The organism is Cellulosimicrobium sp. NPDC057862, from assembly GCF_042797035.1.
Taxonomy (GTDB): Bacteria; Actinomycetota; Actinomycetes; order Actinomycetales; family Cellulomonadaceae; genus Cellulosimicrobium.
Genome location: NZ_JBHVMH010000005.1, coordinates 62,960 through 79,902, shown reverse-complemented (window position 1 = coordinate 79,902; position 16,943 = coordinate 62,960). Strand labels below are relative to the sequence as shown.

Here is a 16,943-nt window from a genome sequence, read left to right as displayed (position 1 = left end):
GGCGCGCGGCCCGGTCGAGGACAGTCTACCGCGCCGTCCCGTCATCCGTGACCGTCCCACTCCCGACGACTACCGGTCCCCGGCGCGGGGACCTGCGGCGGCGTCACGGTCGGACCCCTCCGCGGGAGCGCCGCCCTCGTCCGAGCGGATGTCGATCCGCCACCCCGTGAGCTTCGCGGCCAGGCGGGCGTTCTGCCCTTCCTTGCCGATCGCGAGGGAGAGCTGGAAGTCCGGGACCACGACGCGCGCGGCGCGGGCGACCTCGTCGACGACCGTGACGGACGACACACGAGCCGGCGACAGCGCGTTCGCGACGAACTGCGCCGGGTCGTCGCTGTGGTCGACGATGTCGATCTTCTCGCCGTGCAGCTCCGCCATGACGGCGCGCACGCGCGAGCCCATGGGGCCGATGCAGGCGCCCTTGGCCCCGAGCCCCGGGACGCGAGAGCGCACCGCGACCTTGGTGCGGTGCCCGGCCTCGCGGGCGATGGCGGTGATCTCCACCGACCCGTCGGCGACCTCGGGAACCTCGAGCTCGAACAGCTTGCGCACGAGGTTCGGGTGCGTCCGGCTCAACGTGATCTGCGCGCCCTTCATTCCCCGGGCGACCTCGAGCACGTACGCGCGCAGGCGCTCGCCGTGCACGTACTCCTCCGTCGGCACCTGCTCGTGCGGCGGGAGCACGGCCTCCGTGCCGCCGACGTCGACCAGCACGACACGCGGGTCGCGCCCCTGCTGGATGACGCCCGCGAGGACCTCGCCCTCCTTGCCGCGGAACGTGCCGAGGATCTGGTCGTCCTCCGCGTCGCGCAGGCGCTGGACGATGACCTGGCGCGCGGTCGACGTCGCGATCCGGCCGAAGTCGGCGGGCGTGTGGTCGAACTCGGGGCCGTACTCGACCGGGCCGCGCGGGGCGTCCTCGTCGTCGGTCTCCGGAGCGGGCAGCTCCTCGCGCGCCCACACCGTGACGTGCCCGCTCTTGCGGTCGAGCTCGACCCGGGCGCGCGAGTACGCGTCCGGGGTGCGGTGGTAGGCCGACAGCAGGGCCTGCTCGATCGCGGCGACCAGGACGTCGAGGCTGATGTCCCTCTCGCGCTCCAGCAGGCGCAGCGCGCTCATGTCCACGTCCATCGTCAGGCCTCCTCGTCGCGGGCGGTCGTGTCGTCGGTCTCGTCGAGCTCGGGCAGGTCCGCCTCGAGGGCGCGCTTGAGCTCCACCTGCACCTGCCCGCGGACCACGTCGGCCAGGGGCACGACGCGCTCCGTCACGGCACCACGCGTGCCGGTCACGTCCAGGACGAGGTCGGGGTCGACCTCGGACCCGGACCGCAGGCGCCCCTCGACCGTGCCGCCGTCGGCGAGCACGAGGCGCACGAGACGACCGCGGGCGCGCCGGAAGTGGCGGGGCTCGGTGAGCGGGCGGTCGGTGCCGGGCGTCGAGACCTCGAGCGTGTACGCACCGTGGAGCGGGTCCACCGCGTCGAGCGCCGTGGAGATCGGGCGCGTCGCCTCCGCCACCGTGTCGAGGTCGAGGTTCCCCTCGACGTCGTCGGGGAGGTCGAGCACGACGCGCACCACGGACCGGGCGCCGGCGCGCGACACCGTGACGTCCTCGAGGTGCAGACCCGCGTCCACGACCACCGGCTCGATGGCCTCGCGCACGCTCTCGCGGAGCGCGTGCGTGGCCGCGTCGCCTCCGGGTGCCTTGCCGGGCTGACCGCCCGTCTGCCCTGCCATGACTCAGCTCCTGTCCGTGTCCCACGCCGGGTACGGAAGACGACCGGTGTGTTGTTGTCTCGGGATCTCCCGACGATCCGCTCGTCGGGACGTTCGACCGGGGACCAGCCTAACGACTCACGGACCCCGGACGTGACATCATCGCCCCCGATGAGTCCCCACGCGACCGCGGTTCCCACCGCCACCCGTACCCGCCCGCGCCGGACGCCCCGGCCCGGCGGGCGGCTGCTCGCGGCCGTGACGGTGCTCGCGACCGGCGTCCTGGCGGCGGGGTGCGGCGTCCGGCTGGAGACACCGCCCCCCACCGAGCCCTCGCCCGACGCCGTCGAGGTGCTGCGCGCCGGCGCGGTGGACGACGCCCTCGCGGTGGCCGACCTCGTGGCGGACGTCACGCCGAGCGTGACCGACCCGGCCACCCTCGCGGCGCTCGAGGAGGCAGCCGCGTTCGCGGAGCAGCACGCGGACGCCCTCGGCGGGGTCTACGACTCCGGCCTGGACGACCTCGACCTCCCGGCGGGCGACACCACGTCGACCGCCCCGGCGGACGACACGGACGAGCCGGCCGACGCGGGTGGCACCGAGGAGGACGGCACGGAGGACGACGTCGCGGCGGACGAGCCCGGCGCCGCGACGACCGACGACGTCGTCGTCGCGCTCGTCGAGGCCGCGCAGCGCACGGGCTCCTCGGCCGACGCGGCGACGGACGCCGGGCTCGCCCGGCTCCTCGCGTCCGTCGCCGCCTCGGAGCACGTCTCGGCGCAGCGCCTCGCCGCGCTCACCGGGTCGACCTCCGCGGACGTGCTCGTGACGACGGCCCCGCCCGTCGAGGAGGCACCGGCCGGGATCGGCGCCGCGGACCTCGCGACGCTCGTCGAGACGGAGGACGCCGCCGGGTACGCGTACGAGGTGCGCGCGGCGCAGTCCGAGGACGACGCGCGGACGGCAGCGGTCGCGCGCGCGGCCGAGCACCGGGCCCGCGGCCAGGCCTGGGCCCTCGCGGCCGGGACGGACGGCACCGCGCAGGAACCCCGTCGCGTCGCCTACGTGCTGCCGGACGACGCGGACGTCGCCGTCCTCGCGCGCCAGGTCGAGTCGGGCCTCGCGCAGACGTACGCGAGCCTCGTCGCCGCCGCCGCGCCCACGTCCCGGGCCGGGGCGGTCGCACTCCTCGTCGACGCGTGGGCGAGCGCGGTCGCGTGGGGCGAGGCGCCGGTCGCGTTCCCCGGACTCCCGGAGCAGGCGGCCGGCTGAGCCGCCCCCGTCCCTGCCGGACGGGCTCGGGCCCACGGCTCCGGCTCGCGCTCGACCGTCCCGCTCCACGACGGCCCGCGACGACGAGGCGCCCCCGGCCCGAACCCGGACCGGGGGCGCCTCCGACGCCACGTCGTGTCAGCCGAGGAGCTCGGCCACCCGCGCCGTGACGTGCTCGACGGCGTCCTCGACCGCGACCGGGACCGCCTCGCCCGCGCGCGGGCGGACCTCGACGACGCCGTCGGCGAGACCACGGCCCACGATGAGCAGCAGCGGCACGCCGAGGAGCTCGGCGTCCTTGAACTTCACCCCGGGCGAGACCTTGGGGCGGTCGTCGTAGACCACCTCGATGCCGCGGGCGGCGAGCTCGTTCGCGAGGCGCTCGGCCGCGTCGAACACGCTCGCGTCCTTGCCCGTCGCGAGGACGTGCACGTGCGCGGGCGCGACGTGCGCGGGCCACGCGAGCCCGGCGTCGTCGTGGTTGGCCTCCGCGAGCGCCGCGAGGACGCGCGTCACGCCGATGCCGTACGACCCCATGGTCACGACGACCTGCTTGCCGTTCTCGTCGAGCACGGTGAGCCCGAGCGCCTGGGCGTACTTGCGGCCGAGCGCGAAGATGTGGCCGATCTCGATGCCGCGCGCGAGCTCGAGCGGACCCGACCCGTCGGGCGCGAGGTCGCCCGCGCGCACCTCGGCGGCCTCGACCGTGCCGTCGGCCGAGAAGTCACGCTCGGCGACGAGGTCGAACACGTGCCGACCCGGCTCGTTCGCGCCGGTGATCCAGCGCGTGCCCGCGACGACGCGCGGGTCGAGCAGGTAGCGCACGGAGTGCCGCTCGGGCACCTCGCCCTCGGCGACGTCCGCGGGCACGTCGCGGCGGACGTTCGGGCCGAGCGCCTGCGGGCCGATGTACCCCTTGACGAGCTCGGGGTGCGCAGCGAAGTCGGCGTCCGTCGCGGGCTCGACCTCGGCCGGCTCGAACGCCGCGCCGACGCGCTTGAGGTCCACCTCGCGGTCGCCGGGCAGCCCGACGACGACGACCTCACGGCGGCCGTCGGGGTGCGTGAGCGCGAGCACGACGTTCTTCAGCGTGTCCGCCGCGGTCCACGCACGGTCGGGGCGCGGGAAGCGGTCGTTCGAGAGGGCGACGAGCGAGTCGATCGTCGGGGTGTCCGGGGTGTCCTCGACGTGCGCCGCGGGCGCGTCGGCGTAGTCGACGTCCTCCGGGACGGGGGTCACGACCGCCTCGACGTTCGCCGCGTACCCGCCGGGCGAGCGAACGAACGTGTCCTCGCCGATCGGCGTCGGGGTGAGGAACTCCTCGGAGCGCGAGCCACCCATCGCGCCCGACGTCGCGGCCACGATCACGTACTCGAGCCCGAGCCGGTCGAAGATGCGTCGGTACGCCGCGCGCTGCGCCTCGTACGAGCGCTCGAGACCCTCGTCCGTGGTGTCGAACGAGTACGCGTCCTTCATGACGAACTCGCGCCCGCGGATGAGACCCGCGCGCGGACGCGCCTCGTCGCGGTACTTGGTCTGGATCTGGTAGATCGTCAGCGGCAGGTCCTTGTACGACGAGTACAGGTCCTTGACGAGGAGCGTGAACATCTCCTCGTGCGTCGGCGCGAGGAGGTAGTCGCCCTCCTTGCGGTCCTTGAGCCGGAAGATGTTGGGCCCGTACTCCGTCCAGCGGCCCGTCGCCTCGTACGGCTCCTTGGGCAGCAGCGCCGGGAAGTGCACCTCCTGCGCGCCCGCCGCAGCCATCTCCTCACGGACCACGTCCTCGACCTTGCGCAGCACGCGCAGGCCGAGCGGGAGCCAGGTGTAGATGCCGGGGGCGGCACGGCGGATGTAGCCCGCTCGCACGAGGAGCTTGTGGCTCGCGACCTCGGCGTCGGCCGGGTCCTCGCGCAGCGTCCGGACGAACAGGGTGGACAGGCGCAGGAGGTCGGCGCCCCGGACGCGGGTGGAGGCCGCGGCGGGCGCGCCGGACGTGACGGAAGACATGCGCCCCACCCTACCGGCGGGGAGGATGTCCCCATGCCCGAGCTGCCCGAGGTCGAGGCCCTGGTCCGGTTCCTCGACGACCGCGCGACCGGCCGCACCGTCGTCGCCGCCGACGTCGCCCAGATCGCCGCGCTCAAGACCTTCGACCCGCCCGTCGCCGCGCTCGTCGGGCGGGTCGTGACGGGCGCTCGACGGCACGGCAAGTGGCTCGACCTCGTCCTCGCGCAGCCCGCGGGCGGCCCGCCCGCGCCGGGGCCCGACGACGAGGTCCACCTCGTCTTCCACCTCGCCCGGGCCGGGTGGCTGCGGTGGTCGGAGAAGGCGCCGACGACGCCCGTGCGGCCCCGGCTCGGCGGGAGCGGCGGCGGGAAGGCCGCGGTGCTCGCGCTGCGCGTGCGGTTCGACGACGGCTCGGGGTTCGACCTCACGGAGGCCGGGACGCGCAAACGGCTCGCGGTGCACGTCGTGCGGCACCCCGAGGAGGTCCGCGCCGTCGAGACGCTCGGGATCGAGCCGTTCGACCCGGGCTTCACGCCCGAGGCCCTCGGCGCGCTCATGACCGCGCGCAACCAGCAGGTCAAGGGGCTGCTGCGCGACCAGTCGTCGATCGCCGGGATCGGCAACGCCTACTCCGACGACATCCTCCACGCCGCGCGCACGAGCCCCTTCAAGCTCACGCGTTCGTTCACGCCGGACGAGGTCGCCCGGGTGCACGCCGCCGTGGGCGAGGTGCTCGCCGAGGCCGTCGCGGCGTCGTCGGGCAAGCCGGCCGCCGAGCTCAAGGACGCCAAGCGCGCCGGGATGCGCGTCCACGGGCGCACCGGCCTGCCGTGCCCCGTGTGCGGGGACACCGTGCGCGAGGTGAGCTTCGCCGACCGCAGCCTCCAGTACTGCGCCACGTGCCAGACGGGCGGTCAGGTGCTCGCCGACCGCCGGATGTCGCGCCTGCTCAAGTAGCGCCGGTCGCGAGCCCTCAGAAGAGCACCGTGGCGTAGGTACCGACCTGCTCGAACCCGACGCGACGGTACGTCGCGAGCGCGCGGGTGTTGTAGTCGTTGACGTACAGCGAGACGACCGGCGGGGCGACGCGACGCGCGACGTCGGCCGGGGTGCCCTGGCGGGCGAGGTGCACGACGGCGGCCATCCCCGGCGCGGCCAGGCCCTGTCCGCGGTACCGCGGGTCGACCCACACGCCCTGCACCTGCGCGACGAGCGGCGTCACCGCGCCGAGCTCCGCCTTGAAGACGACGTGCGGCGCGCCGGCGCTCACCGCGATCCGCACGAACGAGCGGCCCGCGAGCACGAGCGACCGCACGCGCTCCTCGTAGGCGCGGCCCCCGCCCTCCACCGGCGAGTAGCCCACCTCCTCGGTGAACATGCGCACGCACGCCGGCAGGACGACCGGGACCTCGGCGGGGACGGAGCGGCGCACCCCGGGGTCGGGCTCGACATCGGGCTCGCGGTCGATCGCCAGCGACGGCTGGTTCGCCCGGATCTCGCGCGGCGACGGCCAGTGCGGCGCGAGCAGCTCCCACAGCGCGAGGACGGCGTCGCGCTCGCCCACGACCGACGACGACCGTCGCCCCGCATGCCGCGCGAGCACCGCGAACGCCGCGACCGCCACGCGCGCCCGGTCGGGCTCGAGCGACGCCGGGACGACCGGCACGAGGTTGGCACCGGCCCAGCACACCGCCTCGAGCGGGCCGACGGCCGGGAAACCCCAGGCCTGGCCCCCCGCCGCGTGCAGGCCCGCGTGCTGCGCGACCGCGAGCCGCGCGGCCGCGAGCGTGGAGGCGACCGGGTCGCCCGCGCACACCGCCAGCGCCGCCGGGACGTCCGCGTCGACGAGGACGCGCGCACGGGCGTGCTCGCCGTCACCAGCCTCCCCGCGCGCCCGCGGCCTCAGGGCCGGGACGGACGGACGCCAGCGGGCCACCGGACCGTCAGCCGACCGTGACGACCGGCGGGCCGGCCTGCGCGTCGTTCTCCGGCGTCATGGTCTCCGCGATGCGCAGCGCCTCCTCGATGAGCGTCTCCACGATCAGCGACTCCGGCACCGTCTTGACGACCTCGCCCTTGACGAAGATCTGCCCCTTGCCGTTGCCCGACGCGACCCCGAGGTCCGCCTCGCGCGCCTCGCCCGGGCCGTTGACGACGCAGCCCATGACCGCGACGCGCAGCGGCACCTCCATGCCCTCGAGCCCGGCGGTGACCTTCTCCGCGAGCGTGTACACGTCCACCTGCGCGCGCCCGCACGAGGGGCAGGAGACGATCTCGAGCTTGCGCGGGCGCAGGTTGAGCGCCTGGAGGATCTGGTTGCCGACCTTGACCTCCTCGACCGGGGGCGCGGACAGCGAGACGCGGATCGTGTCGCCGATGCCCTTGCTCAGCAGCGCGCCGAACGCCGTCGCCGACTTGATCGTGCCCTGGAACGCCGGGCCGGCCTCGGTCACGCCGAGGTGCAGCGGCCAGTCCCCCGCCTCGGCGAGCAGCTCGTACGCCCGGACCATGACGACCGGGTCGTTGTGCTTCACCGAGATCTTGAAGTCGTGGAAGCCGTGCTCCTCGAACAGCGACGCCTCCCACACGGCCGACTCGACGAGCGCCTCGGGCGTCGCCTTGCCGTACTTCGCGAGCAGGCGCGGGTCGAGCGAGCCGGCGTTCACGCCGATGCGCAGCGACACGCCCGCGTCCGACGCCGCCTTCGCGATCTCCTTGACCTGGTCGTCGAACTTGCGGATGTTGCCCGGGTTCACGCGCACCGCGGCGCAGCCCGCGTCGATCGCGGCGAACACGTACTTGGGCTGGAAGTGGATGTCCGCGATCACCGGGATCTGCGACTTCTTGGCGATCGCCGGCAGCGCGAGCGCGTCGTCCGCGCTGGGCACCGCGACGCGCACGATGTCGCAGCCCGACGCCGTGAGCTCCGCGATCTGCTGGAGCGTCGCGTTGATGTCCGTCGTCGGCGTCGTCGTCATCGACTGGACGCTGATCGGGGCGTCGCCGCCGACGTCCACCTTGCCGACCTTGATCTTGCGGCTCTTGCGTCGCGGGGCGAGGACCGGCGGCGGGGCGGCAGGCATTCCGAGACTGATGGGTACGCTCACGCCCCTAGTATCCCCCGCCCGCCGTCCGACGCCGCACGTCGGACCTGTCCGGGTCGTCACCTTCCCGGCGGCTCCGGCACATCTTCGCGCCCCCTCCACGCACGCCTCTCACCGAGGGAGAGCCTCCGGTCACGAGACAGGACGCGCCGCGTCCTCCGCCGCGACCGGAGGTTCTCCCTCACGGGCGCGGCCGGCTACGTGAGGCGGACGGGGTCGATGATGTCGGCGAGGATGAGGAGCGCGCCCACGCCGACGAGGACGACGAACATGACGTACGCGACGGGCATCATCCGGGCGAGGTCCGCCGGGCCGGGGCGCGGGAGGCCGCGGACGCGCGCGACCGTGCGCTTGGCCCCCTCGTAGAGGGCGTTGACGACGTGCCCGCCGTCGAGCGGCAGGAGCGGGATGAGGTTGAACACGAACAGCGCGACGTTGAGCGCCGCGAGCAGCATGAGCATCGTGACGACGCGGTCGAGGACCGGGCTCTCGGCCCCGGCGACGTCCACGGCGACCCGCCCGACCCCGACGACGCTCATCACGGAGTCCTGCCCGCGCGGCGCGTCGGTGAACGCGGCCTGGGCGGCCTCGTAGACCTTGACGGGGAGGGTGACGATGATCCCCGCGGTGCCGGACACCTGCTGCCACGTGGCCTCGGCGGCGACGCCGATGCCGGTGGACTGCCGCTCGACCGTCGGGGTGAAGCCGACGAACCCGGCGGGCTCGGTCACCGGGTCTCCGGAGTCGTCCACGACGGGCGTCCCGTCCTCGGCGACGACCTGGCGCTCGACGTCGACCGGCGTGATGGTGAGGTCGACCTGCTCGCCGTCGCGCTCGACGACGACGGGCGTCGCCTGCCCGGCCGATCCGCGGATCATGCCGGAGAGCTGGTCCCAGGAGGTGACCTCCTCGCCGTCGAACGACACGACCGTGTCGCCCGGCTCCAGGCCAGCGGCGGCCGCGGGCGACGGGTCGGCGGTGGCGGCGCACTCCTCCTGCTCGGTCGCGACGACCGACGGGACGCACGCGGAGACGGAGCCCACGGTCGTCGTGATCGCGGGCAGGCCGATGCCGACGCACACGATCGCCATGAGCACGAACGCGATGAGGAGGTTCATGAACGGGCCGCCGAGCATGACGACGACCTTCTTGGGCGCGGAGAGGTTGTAGAAGGCCCGGTGCTCCTCGCCGGGACGGATCTCCTCGGTGCTCGCGTCGCGCGCGTCGGCGACGACCTGCGAGAAGAAGCCGTTGCCCCGCGGCCGGGCGCCGGCGGGCGCCGGCGGGTACATGCCGACGAGGCGGACGTAGCCGCCGAGCGGGATCGCCTTGAACCCGTACTCGGTCTCGCCCTTGGTACGCGACCACAGGGTCGGGCCGAACCCGACCATGTATTGGCTCACCCGGACGCCGAACCTCTTCGCGGGCACCATGTGCCCGACCTCGTGCAGCGCGATCGAGACGACGATCCCGACCACGATCACGAGGATGCCGATCAGCGTCGCCATCGTTCCCTCTGCTCCTTCTCGGCCCGGGTGCTCGACGCGCCCGGACGGTTGCTCGTCACCGGCGGTCCAGGATCTCGTGCGCGCGGGCGCGCGCCCAGCTCTCGGCCTCCGCCACGTCGTCCAACGTCACGGCGTCCGCGGGGGTTCCGTCGTGCGCCGCGAGCACGCGCTCGACCGTCGTCACGATGTCACCGAAACCTGCGCGTCCGCTGAGGAACGCCGCGACGGCCTCCTCGTTGGCCGCGTTGTACACGGCCGGGTGCGTCGCGCTCGCCGCGACGGCCGCGCGCGCGAGGTTCACGGCCGGGAACGCGGCCTCGTCGAGCGGCTCGAACGTCCACGACGTCGCGGCCGTCCAGTCGCACGGCGGGGTCACCGGGTCGAGCCGGTCGGGCCACGACAGCCCCAGCGCGATGGGCAGGCGCATGTCCGGGGGCGACGCCTGCGCGATCGTCGAGCCGTCGAGGAACTCGACCATCGAGTGCACCACGGACTGCGGGTGCACGACGACGGTGATGTCGTCGGCGGGGACGTCGAAGAGCAGGTGTGCCTCGATGAGCTCGAGGCCCTTGTTCATGAGGCTCGCGGAGTTCACGGTGACGACCGGCCCCATGGCCCAGGTCGGGTGCGCGAGCGCCTGCTCGACCGTCGCCGTCTTGACCGCGTCGGCGTCCCAGCCGCGGAAGGGGCCTCCGGAGGCGGTGAGGATCAGCCGGCGCACCTCGGCGCGCGTCCCGGAGCGCAGGCACTGCGCGATCGCCGAGTGCTCGGAGTCCACCGGGACGATCTGGTCGGAGCGCTGCTGGGCGGCGCGCACGAGCGCACCCCCCGCGACGAGCGACTCCTTGTTCGCGAGCGCGAGCGTCGACCCCGCACGCAGCGCGGCGAGCGTCGGGCCGAGGCCGACGGAGCCCGAGACGCCGTTGAGGACGACGTCGCTCCCCCGGCCGGCGAGCTCGGCCGCGGCGTCGGGTCCGGCGAGCACCTCAGGGATGTCCCCTCGGCCGGACACCGCCCTGACCAGCGCCGCCTCGAGCGCCGTCGCCCGGCTCTCGTCCGCGACCCCGACCGCACGCACCCCGAGATCTGCGGCCTGACGCGCGAGCAGGTCGACGTCGCCCCCGCCCGCCGAGAGCGCCTCGACGCGGAACCGGTCCGGATGCGTCCGGACGACGTCGATCGCCTGCGTGCCGATCGACCCGGTCGAGCCGAGGATCGTCACGGTGCGGGGGGTGCGAGCGGGACTGTCGGGCATGGCTCCCATCCTTCCAGGCCGCGGACGGTGCGCGGGCACCGCGCCGGTCGTGGCCCGGTCAGCGCGGGGCGGTCCAGTCGAGCGTGTACCGGAAGAAGAGCCGACGGCGGACGCGCGCGCCGGGCAGGAGGGTCCGGGCCGTGCGCGCGACCTCGTCGACGGAGTGCTGCGGGTCCCGCACGGGCATGCCCGGCGCGTCGGGCCCGGTGTCGCCGGGCCGGGCTCGACGGGGGTGCTTCACGAGGCCCACGAGCGGGTTGAGGAACGCGGACGCGACGTCGACCGCGAGGTCGCGTGCCGACGCCACGCGCGCGAGCCCGACGACGAGCAGGCGCCCGCCCGGGGCGAGCAGGCTGCCGGCGCGCCGGAGCGCTTCGTCGAGGTCGAGGTGGTGCAGCACCGCGACCATCGTCACCGCGTCGTAGCCACCGCCTCCGGGGCCGCCCAGACCCTCCAGGCGTCCCGGTGGGTCGGACCCGTCGGGCGAGCGGACGTCGTCGGGCGAGCGGACGTCGTCGAACCTCAGCAGCCGCACCGTGACGGCGGGGTCCGCGGCGTGCCGCGCGCGGGCCTGGGCGACCATGCCGGCGTCGGCGTCGATCCCGTGGACCTCGTCCGCCCGGCGACGGAGCCTGCCGAGGAGGACGCCAGCACCGCAGCCCACGTCGAGCACGACCCGGGCGTCGCGGGGCACGCGGCGCCCGACCCAGCCGTGGTAGTGCTCGTTGTGGTTCCAGGGGTGCCGGGCGTTGACGTCGCTCAGCCACGACGCCGCGCGCCGGACCAGCGGGTTCGAGGACGCCCGGGGGTCGAGGCTCACGCGGGTCGGGACGGGCGGGGCGTCGTCACTCGACGCCGAGCAGGACCTCGATCGCGCGGGCGAAGAACGCGTCGACCGCACCCTCCGCGTACCCGTCGCGACCGCGTGCGCGGCCGAACGTCGCGGAGCGGATCTCCGCCGCCGTGATCGGCACCTGCCGGTCGAAGTAGGCGACGAGCCGGTCGCACAGGTCGTCCACGTCGTCGACGTCGTACGCGGGCTTGCCACGCTCCGCCAGCGCGAACTTCTCGCCGTCCGGGCGGCCCAGGCGACCGTAGAGCGACCGGGCGCGCTCCGCGAGCGCGTTCATCCAGGCCTGCTGGCCGTGCGCTGCCACGTACTCGGCGCGCTGGCGCGCGATGAACGCGCCCTCGAGACGGTCCAGCGCCGCGTCCACCTCGTGCGTGTCGTAGCCACCGCGGACCAGGTCGAAGACCGACGCCTGGATCTCGGTGCTCGTCAGGCGCTCCGGGACCCGGCCCTCGTACACGTCACGGGCGTGCTCGAAGAAGTCGTCGACCTCCTCGGGGTCGTACCCGTTCCGGGTCTTGCCGACCGTGGTGAACAGCGAACTCACTCGTCCTCCTCTGCAGCGAGCTGCCCGCAGGCGCCGTCGATGTCGCTGCCGCGGGTGTCACGGATCGTCGTCGGGATCCCGTGCCCGCGCAATCGTGCCACGAACTCCGCCTCGACGGCAGGGTCGCTGGCCGTCCAGATCGAGCCCGGGGTCGGGTTGAGCGGGATCGGGTTGACGTGCACCCAGCCGCGGCCGCGCGCGTTGAGCTTCTCGCCGAGCAGGTCGGCGCGCCACGCGTGGTCGTTCATGTCCTTGATGAGCGCGTACTCGATGCTCACGCGGCGGCCCGTGACCTCGAAGTAGTGCCGCGCCGCGTCGAGGGTCTCGTCGACGCTCCACCGCGTGTTGATCGGCACGAGCTCGCTGCGCAGGTCGTCGTCGGGGGCGTGCAGCGACAGCGCGAGCGTCACCGGGATCCCCTCGTCGGCGAGCTTGCGCATCGCCGGGACGAGCCCGACCGTCGAGACGGTGATGTTGCGCGCCGACATGCCGAGACCGTCCGGCGCCGGTGCGACGAGGCGGCGCACGGTGCCCATGACGGCCTTGTAGTTGGCGAGCGGCTCGCCCATGCCCATGAACACGAGGTTGTTGAGCCGGGTCGCGCCGCCGGGGATCTCCCCGTCCGCGAGCGAGCGGGCCGCGGAACGCACCTGCTCGACGATCTCGGCGACGGACAGGTTGCGCGTGAGGCCGAGCTGCCCGGTCGCGCAGAACGGGCACGCCATGCCGCAGCCCGCCTGGCTCGAGACGCACAGCGTCGAGCGCTGCGGGTACCGCATGAGGACCGACTCGACCTTGGCGCCGTCGAAGAGGTGCCACAGCGTCTTGACGGTCGTCCCGCCGTCGGCCTCCATGCGACGCGCCGCGGTGAGCAGCGGCGGGAAGAGCGCGTCCGTGAGCACGTCGCGCGTCGCCTTCGGCAGGTCCGTCATCGCCTCGGGGTCGCGCGTGAGGTGCGCGTAGTAGTGCGTCGCGAGCTGCTTGGCCCGGAACGGCTTCTCCCCCAGCTCGACGACGACGTCGCGCACCTCCTCGGGTGCGAGGTCGGCGAAGTGGCGCGGCGGCTTGCCGCGCCGGGGCGCGGTCATGACGAGCGGGAGCGGCTTCGACTCCGCGGACGGGCGGACGGAACGGACGGTCATGAGGAGGTCCAAGCGTGGGGGGGTCGTGCGGACGGTTCGCACCGCGGTGCGAGCGGGTCGTCGGACGGCTGTCAGACGGCGAGCGCGAGGAGCACGTACACGAACGGGGCGGTGAGGAGCATGGAGTCGAGCCGGTCCAGGATGCCTCCGTGACCGGGCAGGAGCGACCCCATGTCCTTCAATTCTAGGTCGCGCTTGATCATCGACTCGGCGAGGTCGCCGATCGTGGCGGTGAGCGGGGCGAGGACGCCGAGCGCGACGCCCAGGAGGGGACTCGCCCCGAGGCCCACCACGGCCCCGACCACGCCGACCGCGGTCGCGAGCACGAACGAGCCCGCCAGCCCTTCCCAGGACTTCTTGGGGCTCACCGAGGGGGCCAGCGGGTGGCGCCCGAACAGGACGCCCGCGACGTAGCCGCCGACGTCGTTCGCGACGGCGAGCAGGATGAAGATCAGGACCCGGACACGCCCGTCGGGGGCGGCGAGCATGAGCATGACGAAGCCGGCCATGAACGGCAGGTATGCCGCCGCGAACGTCGCCGCGGCGGCGTCGCGCACCGCGGCGGTCCCCGACCCGTCGATGACCCGCCACACGACGGCGCCCGCGACCGTGAGCATGAAGGAGACGAGCAGCGCCTCGGGGCCCGAGTAGTACGAGGAGACGAGGATGCCCACCGTGCCCACGAGGAGCGGGAGAAGCGGGAGGTGCAGCTCGCGGCGCTTGAACGCCTGGGCGAGCTCCCACAGCGCGGCGCCGACCGCCACGGTCGCGAGCAGCACGAAGAACTCGGGCCGGAAGGCGAGGCTCGCCGCGACGAGCGCGAGCAGGCCGAGGCCCACCGCGATCGCCACGGGGAGGTTGCGGCCCGCCTTGGGGGCGCGCGCCGCGGAGGTGCTGTCGCCGGCGGCCGTCGGAGAGGTGTCGGTCATCGGTGCGTGGAGGAGCTCGCCGGACGAGGCGCTCAGACCTCGAGCAGCTCGCTCTCCTTGCCCGCGAGCAGCACGTCGACCTGGTCCACGTGCGCCTTGGTGAGGGACTCGAGCTCCTTCTCGGCGCGCCCGACCTCGTCCTCGCCGGCCTCGCCGTCGCGCGCGATGCGGTCCAGCTCCTCCTTGGCCCGACGACGCACGTTGCGGATCGAGACGCGCGAGTCCTCGGCCTTCGACTTCGCGAGCTTCACGAAGTCACGGCGACGCTCCTCCGTGAGGGCGGGCAGCACGACGCGGATGACGTTGCCGTCGTTCGACGGGTTCACGCCGAGGTCGGAGTCGCGCAGCGACTTCTCGACCGCCGTGATCGAGCTCTTGTCGAACGGGGAGACGAGGATCGTGCGCGCCTCGGTCACCGTGAACGACGCGAGCTGCTGCAACGGCGTCGGCGCACCGTAGTAGTCGACCGTGATCTTGTTGAACATCGCGGCGTTCGCACGGCCCGTGCGGATCGCGGCGAAGTCCTCCTTGGCCACCTCGACGGCCTTGTCCATCTTCTCCTCGGCCTCGAGGAGGGTCTCGTCGATCACCAGTGCTCCTTCGTCGTTCGTCGTGGGTCGGTCCGTGCGGTCGCGGCCGGGGTCACCGGCGCACCGAGGTCAGTCGGTCGTGACCAGTGTGCCAATATTCTCGCCGACCAGGGCACGGGTGACGTTCCCCGGCTCGCTCATGCCGAAGACGCGCATCCGCACGTCGTTGTCCCGGCACAGGCTCAGCGCCGTCGCGTCCATGACCCCGAGGTCGTTGACGAGCGCGTCGGTGTACGTGAGGTGGTCGAGCTTCGTCGCCGAGGGGTCCTTGCGCGGGTCGGCCGTGTACACGCCGTCCACGCCGTTCTTGCCCATGAGGACCTCCTGGCAGTGCGTCTCGAGGGCGCGCTGCACGGAGACCGTGTCGGTCGAGAAGTAGGGCATGCCGGCGCCGGCGCCGAAGATGACGACGCGGCCCTTCTCGAGGTGGCGGATCGCCCGCAGCGGGATGTACGGCTCGGCGACCTGGCCCATGGTGATGGCGGTCTGCACGCGCGTCTTCACCCCCGCCTGCTCGAGGAAGTCCTGGAGGGCGAGGCAGTTCATGACGGTGCCGAGCATGCCCATGTAGTCGGCGCGCGCGCGGTCGAGCCCCCGCTGGGAGAGCTCGGCGCCGCGGAAGAAGTTCCCGCCGCCGACGACGATGGCGACCTGCACGCCCTGGGCGACCGCAGCCGCGATCTCCTGGGCGACGCGCTGGACGACGTCGGGCGCCAGACCGATCTGCCCGCCGCCGAACGTCTCGCCCGACAGCTTGAGGAGCACCCGCCGGTGCTCGGTCCCCTCGCGGGGCGTGGTCTGCTCGCCTGCCGTCACTGTCGACACCTGTCCTTCGTCCTGGCCCGGTGGGGCGGGGTGGTCCTGCTCCGCCGTCGTCCCACCCGATGGTGCGGCACGACGCCGGTCGTCGCGCGCCCGGGGCCGGGTGCGCGGTCGGCCCGGTCCCGTCGCCGCACGGGCGACGGGACCGGGCCGACGGGGGCGTCAGGCGCCGACGCGGTACCGCACGAACTCGGTGATGGAGCCACCGGCCTCGGAGACGACCTGGCCGACCGTCTTCTTCGGGTCCTTCGCGAGCGGCTGGTCGACGAGGACGACGTCCTTGAAGAAGCCGTTCAGGCGACCCTCGACGATCTTCGGCAGCGCGGCCTCGGGCTTGCCCTCGTTGCGCGAGGTCTCCTCCGCGATGCGGCGCTCGTTCTCGACCGTGTCGGCCGGGACCTCGTCGCGCGAGAGGTACGTCGGGGACATCGCGGCGACGTGCTGCGCGACGTCCTTCGCGACGGCCTCGCCCGCGGCGTCCGTGGCGACGACGACGCCGATCGACGGCGGCAGGTCGCGCGCGGTGCGGTGCAGGTACGCGGTGACGCGCTCGCCCGCGACGCGGGTCACGCGGCGCAGGACGATCTTCTCGCCGAGCGTCGCGGCCTGGTTGTCGATGACCTGCTGGACGGTCTCGCCGTCGGCGTCCGCGGCGAGCGCCGCGTCGGCGTCGCGCGCACCGGCCTCGGCCGCGGCCTTGAGGACGCGGTCCGCGAGGGAGATGAACGTCTCGTTCTTGGCGACGAAGTCCGTCTCGGAGTTCAGCTCGATGAGCGTCGCGACCTGGCCACCCTCGGTGTCGCGGATGTCGACGGCGATGAGGCCCTCGGAGGTCGAGCGGCCCTCGCGCTTGGCGACGCCCTTCAGACCCTTGACGCGGATGAGCTCGAGCGCCTTGTCCGCGTCGCCGTCCGCCTCGTCGAGAGCCTTCTTGACGTCGAGCATGCCGGCGCCGGTGCGCTCGCGCAGCGCCTTGATGTCAGCGGCGGTGTAGTTCGCCATGGTGGTTCCTCACTCGTGGTTCGTCACGGGTTCTTCGTCACGGGTACGTGCAGGGGCACCGCGGCGGTGCCCGGTGTGCGCCGGTGGGACGGCACGGGGTGGGGGGGGGGGGGCCCCCCCCCCCCCCCCCGGCGGCCCGGGGGTAGGGGGGGGCGGGGGGGGGGGCCCCCGCCCCCCCCCCCGCGGCCCCCCCGCCCCCC

At 74.0% G+C, this 16,943-nt stretch carries 16 protein-coding genes; 2 read left to right on the top strand and 14 right to left on the bottom strand.

Translation table 11 applies throughout. The features are described from left to right. Nucleotides 1-69: 69 nt before the first annotated feature. Nucleotides 70-1,131: a transcription termination factor NusA gene (gene nusA, locus ACFVN3_RS08935; protein ID WP_378232438.1), complete on the bottom strand. Its 1,062-nt coding sequence runs from the start codon at nt 1,129-1,131 to the stop codon at nt 70-72. A 2-nt stretch (nt 1,132-1,133) separates the two neighbouring features. Further along, the gene (rimP, locus tag ACFVN3_RS08930) at nt 1,134-1,736 is read right to left on the bottom strand and encodes a ribosome maturation factor RimP (RefSeq protein ID WP_378232437.1); all 603 of its coding nucleotides are present in this window, start codon (nt 1,734-1,736) and stop codon (nt 1,134-1,136) included. A gap of 150 nt (nt 1,737-1,886) precedes the next feature. Between rimP and ACFVN3_RS08925 the strand changes: the two genes are divergently transcribed. After that, nucleotides 1,887-2,987, top strand: coding sequence for a DUF4439 domain-containing protein (locus ACFVN3_RS08925; RefSeq protein WP_378232436.1), 1,101 nt, complete (start codon nt 1,887-1,889; stop codon nt 2,985-2,987). A gap of 138 nt (nt 2,988-3,125) precedes the next feature. On the opposite strand, the gene ACFVN3_RS08920 is transcribed toward ACFVN3_RS08925, so the two are convergent. Continuing rightward, a complete protein-coding gene (locus ACFVN3_RS08920) occupies nt 3,126-4,994 on the bottom strand; it encodes a proline--tRNA ligase (RefSeq protein WP_378232435.1) in 1,869 nt (622 codons plus the stop codon). Between the two features lie 33 nt (nt 4,995-5,027). On the opposite strand from ACFVN3_RS08920, the gene ACFVN3_RS08915 reads away from it, so the two are divergent. Continuing rightward, complete coding sequence (locus ACFVN3_RS08915) at nt 5,028-5,951, top strand: Fpg/Nei family DNA glycosylase (protein WP_378232434.1); 924 nt, start codon at nt 5,028-5,030, stop codon at nt 5,949-5,951. A gap of 16 nt (nt 5,952-5,967) precedes the next feature. On the opposite strand, the gene ACFVN3_RS08910 is transcribed toward ACFVN3_RS08915, so the two are convergent. The 11 genes from ACFVN3_RS08910 to tsf form a co-directional block, all read right to left on the bottom strand. Next, complete coding sequence (locus tag ACFVN3_RS08910) at nt 5,968-6,930, bottom strand: GNAT family N-acetyltransferase (protein ID WP_378232433.1); 963 nt, start codon at nt 6,928-6,930, stop codon at nt 5,968-5,970. 7 nt (nt 6,931-6,937) lie between these two features. Continuing rightward, a complete protein-coding gene (gene ispG, locus ACFVN3_RS08905) occupies nt 6,938-8,077 on the bottom strand; it encodes a flavodoxin-dependent (E)-4-hydroxy-3-methylbut-2-enyl-diphosphate synthase (RefSeq protein WP_021482273.1) in 1,140 nt (379 codons plus the stop codon). Nucleotides 8,078-8,295: 218 nt separating this feature from the next. Further along, nucleotides 8,296-9,606 carry a M50 family metallopeptidase gene (locus ACFVN3_RS08900; protein ID WP_378232432.1) on the bottom strand — a complete coding sequence of 437 codons (1,311 nt, stop codon included), beginning with the start codon at nt 9,604-9,606 and terminating at the stop codon, nt 8,296-8,298. Nucleotides 9,607-9,661: 55 nt separating this feature from the next. Further along, nucleotides 9,662-10,861, bottom strand: coding sequence for a 1-deoxy-D-xylulose-5-phosphate reductoisomerase (dxr, locus tag ACFVN3_RS08895; protein ID WP_378232431.1), 1,200 nt, complete (start codon nt 10,859-10,861; stop codon nt 9,662-9,664). Nucleotides 10,862-10,919: 58 nt separating this feature from the next. Beyond that, complete coding sequence (locus ACFVN3_RS08890) at nt 10,920-11,681, bottom strand: class I SAM-dependent methyltransferase (RefSeq protein WP_378232429.1); 762 nt, start codon at nt 11,679-11,681, stop codon at nt 10,920-10,922. Nucleotides 11,682-11,706: 25 nt separating this feature from the next. After that, nucleotides 11,707-12,258, bottom strand: a complete 552-nt coding sequence (locus ACFVN3_RS08885; protein WP_378232428.1) for a DivIVA domain-containing protein — start codon at nt 12,256-12,258, stop codon at nt 11,707-11,709. Beyond that, nucleotides 12,255-13,346, bottom strand: coding sequence for a 23S rRNA (adenine(2503)-C(2))-methyltransferase RlmN (gene rlmN / locus ACFVN3_RS08880; RefSeq protein ID WP_047232700.1), 1,092 nt, complete (start codon nt 13,344-13,346; stop codon nt 12,255-12,257). Before rlmN ends, ACFVN3_RS08885 begins: the two co-directional genes overlap by 4 nt. Before the next feature lie 125 nt (nt 13,347-13,471). Further along, on the bottom strand, nt 13,472-14,329 hold the full coding sequence (locus ACFVN3_RS08875; RefSeq protein ID WP_378232426.1) for a phosphatidate cytidylyltransferase: 858 nt from the start codon (nt 14,327-14,329) through the stop codon (nt 13,472-13,474). A 32-nt stretch (nt 14,330-14,361) separates the two neighbouring features. Further along, nucleotides 14,362-14,919, bottom strand: a complete 558-nt coding sequence (frr, locus tag ACFVN3_RS08870; protein ID WP_277515627.1) for a ribosome recycling factor — start codon at nt 14,917-14,919, stop codon at nt 14,362-14,364. Between the two features lie 69 nt (nt 14,920-14,988). After that, on the bottom strand, nt 14,989-15,744 hold the full coding sequence (gene pyrH / locus ACFVN3_RS08865; RefSeq protein ID WP_378232425.1) for a UMP kinase: 756 nt from the start codon (nt 15,742-15,744) through the stop codon (nt 14,989-14,991). A gap of 159 nt (nt 15,745-15,903) precedes the next feature. Beyond that, nucleotides 15,904-16,743 carry a translation elongation factor Ts gene (gene tsf, locus ACFVN3_RS08860; RefSeq protein ID WP_378232424.1) on the bottom strand — a complete coding sequence of 280 codons (840 nt, stop codon included), beginning with the start codon at nt 16,741-16,743 and terminating at the stop codon, nt 15,904-15,906. Nucleotides 16,744-16,943 lie beyond the last annotated feature (200 nt).

What these genes read in the sequence shown, in the direction of transcription:
- nusA (WP_378232438.1), bottom strand. Translation starts at nt 1,131, where the DNA reads ATGGACGTGGACATGAGCGCGCTGCGCCTGCTGGAGCGCGAGAGGGAC.
- rlmN (WP_047232700.1), bottom strand. Translation starts at nt 13,346, where the DNA reads ATGACCGCGCCCCGGCGCGGCAAGCCGCCGCGCCACTTCGCCGACCTC.
- tsf (WP_378232424.1), bottom strand. Translation starts at nt 16,743, where the DNA reads ATGGCGAACTACACCGCCGCTGACATCAAGGCGCTGCGCGAGCGCACC.
- ACFVN3_RS08920 (WP_378232435.1), bottom strand. Translation starts at nt 4,994, where the DNA reads ATGTCTTCCGTCACGTCCGGCGCGCCCGCCGCGGCCTCCACCCGCGTC.
- ispG (WP_021482273.1), bottom strand. Translation starts at nt 8,077, where the DNA reads ATGCCTGCCGCCCCGCCGCCGGTCCTCGCCCCGCGACGCAAGAGCCGC.
- rimP (WP_378232437.1), bottom strand. Translation starts at nt 1,736, where the DNA reads ATGGCAGGGCAGACGGGCGGTCAGCCCGGCAAGGCACCCGGAGGCGAC.
- ACFVN3_RS08900 (WP_378232432.1), bottom strand. Translation starts at nt 9,606, where the DNA reads ATGGCGACGCTGATCGGCATCCTCGTGATCGTGGTCGGGATCGTCGTC.
- dxr (WP_378232431.1), bottom strand. Translation starts at nt 10,861, where the DNA reads ATGCCCGACAGTCCCGCTCGCACCCCCCGCACCGTGACGATCCTCGGC.
- ACFVN3_RS08915 (WP_378232434.1), top strand. Translation starts at nt 5,028, where the DNA reads ATGCCCGAGCTGCCCGAGGTCGAGGCCCTGGTCCGGTTCCTCGACGAC.
- ACFVN3_RS08875 (WP_378232426.1), bottom strand. Translation starts at nt 14,329, where the DNA reads ATGACCGACACCTCTCCGACGGCCGCCGGCGACAGCACCTCCGCGGCG.
- ACFVN3_RS08925 (WP_378232436.1), top strand. Translation starts at nt 1,887, where the DNA reads ATGAGTCCCCACGCGACCGCGGTTCCCACCGCCACCCGTACCCGCCCG.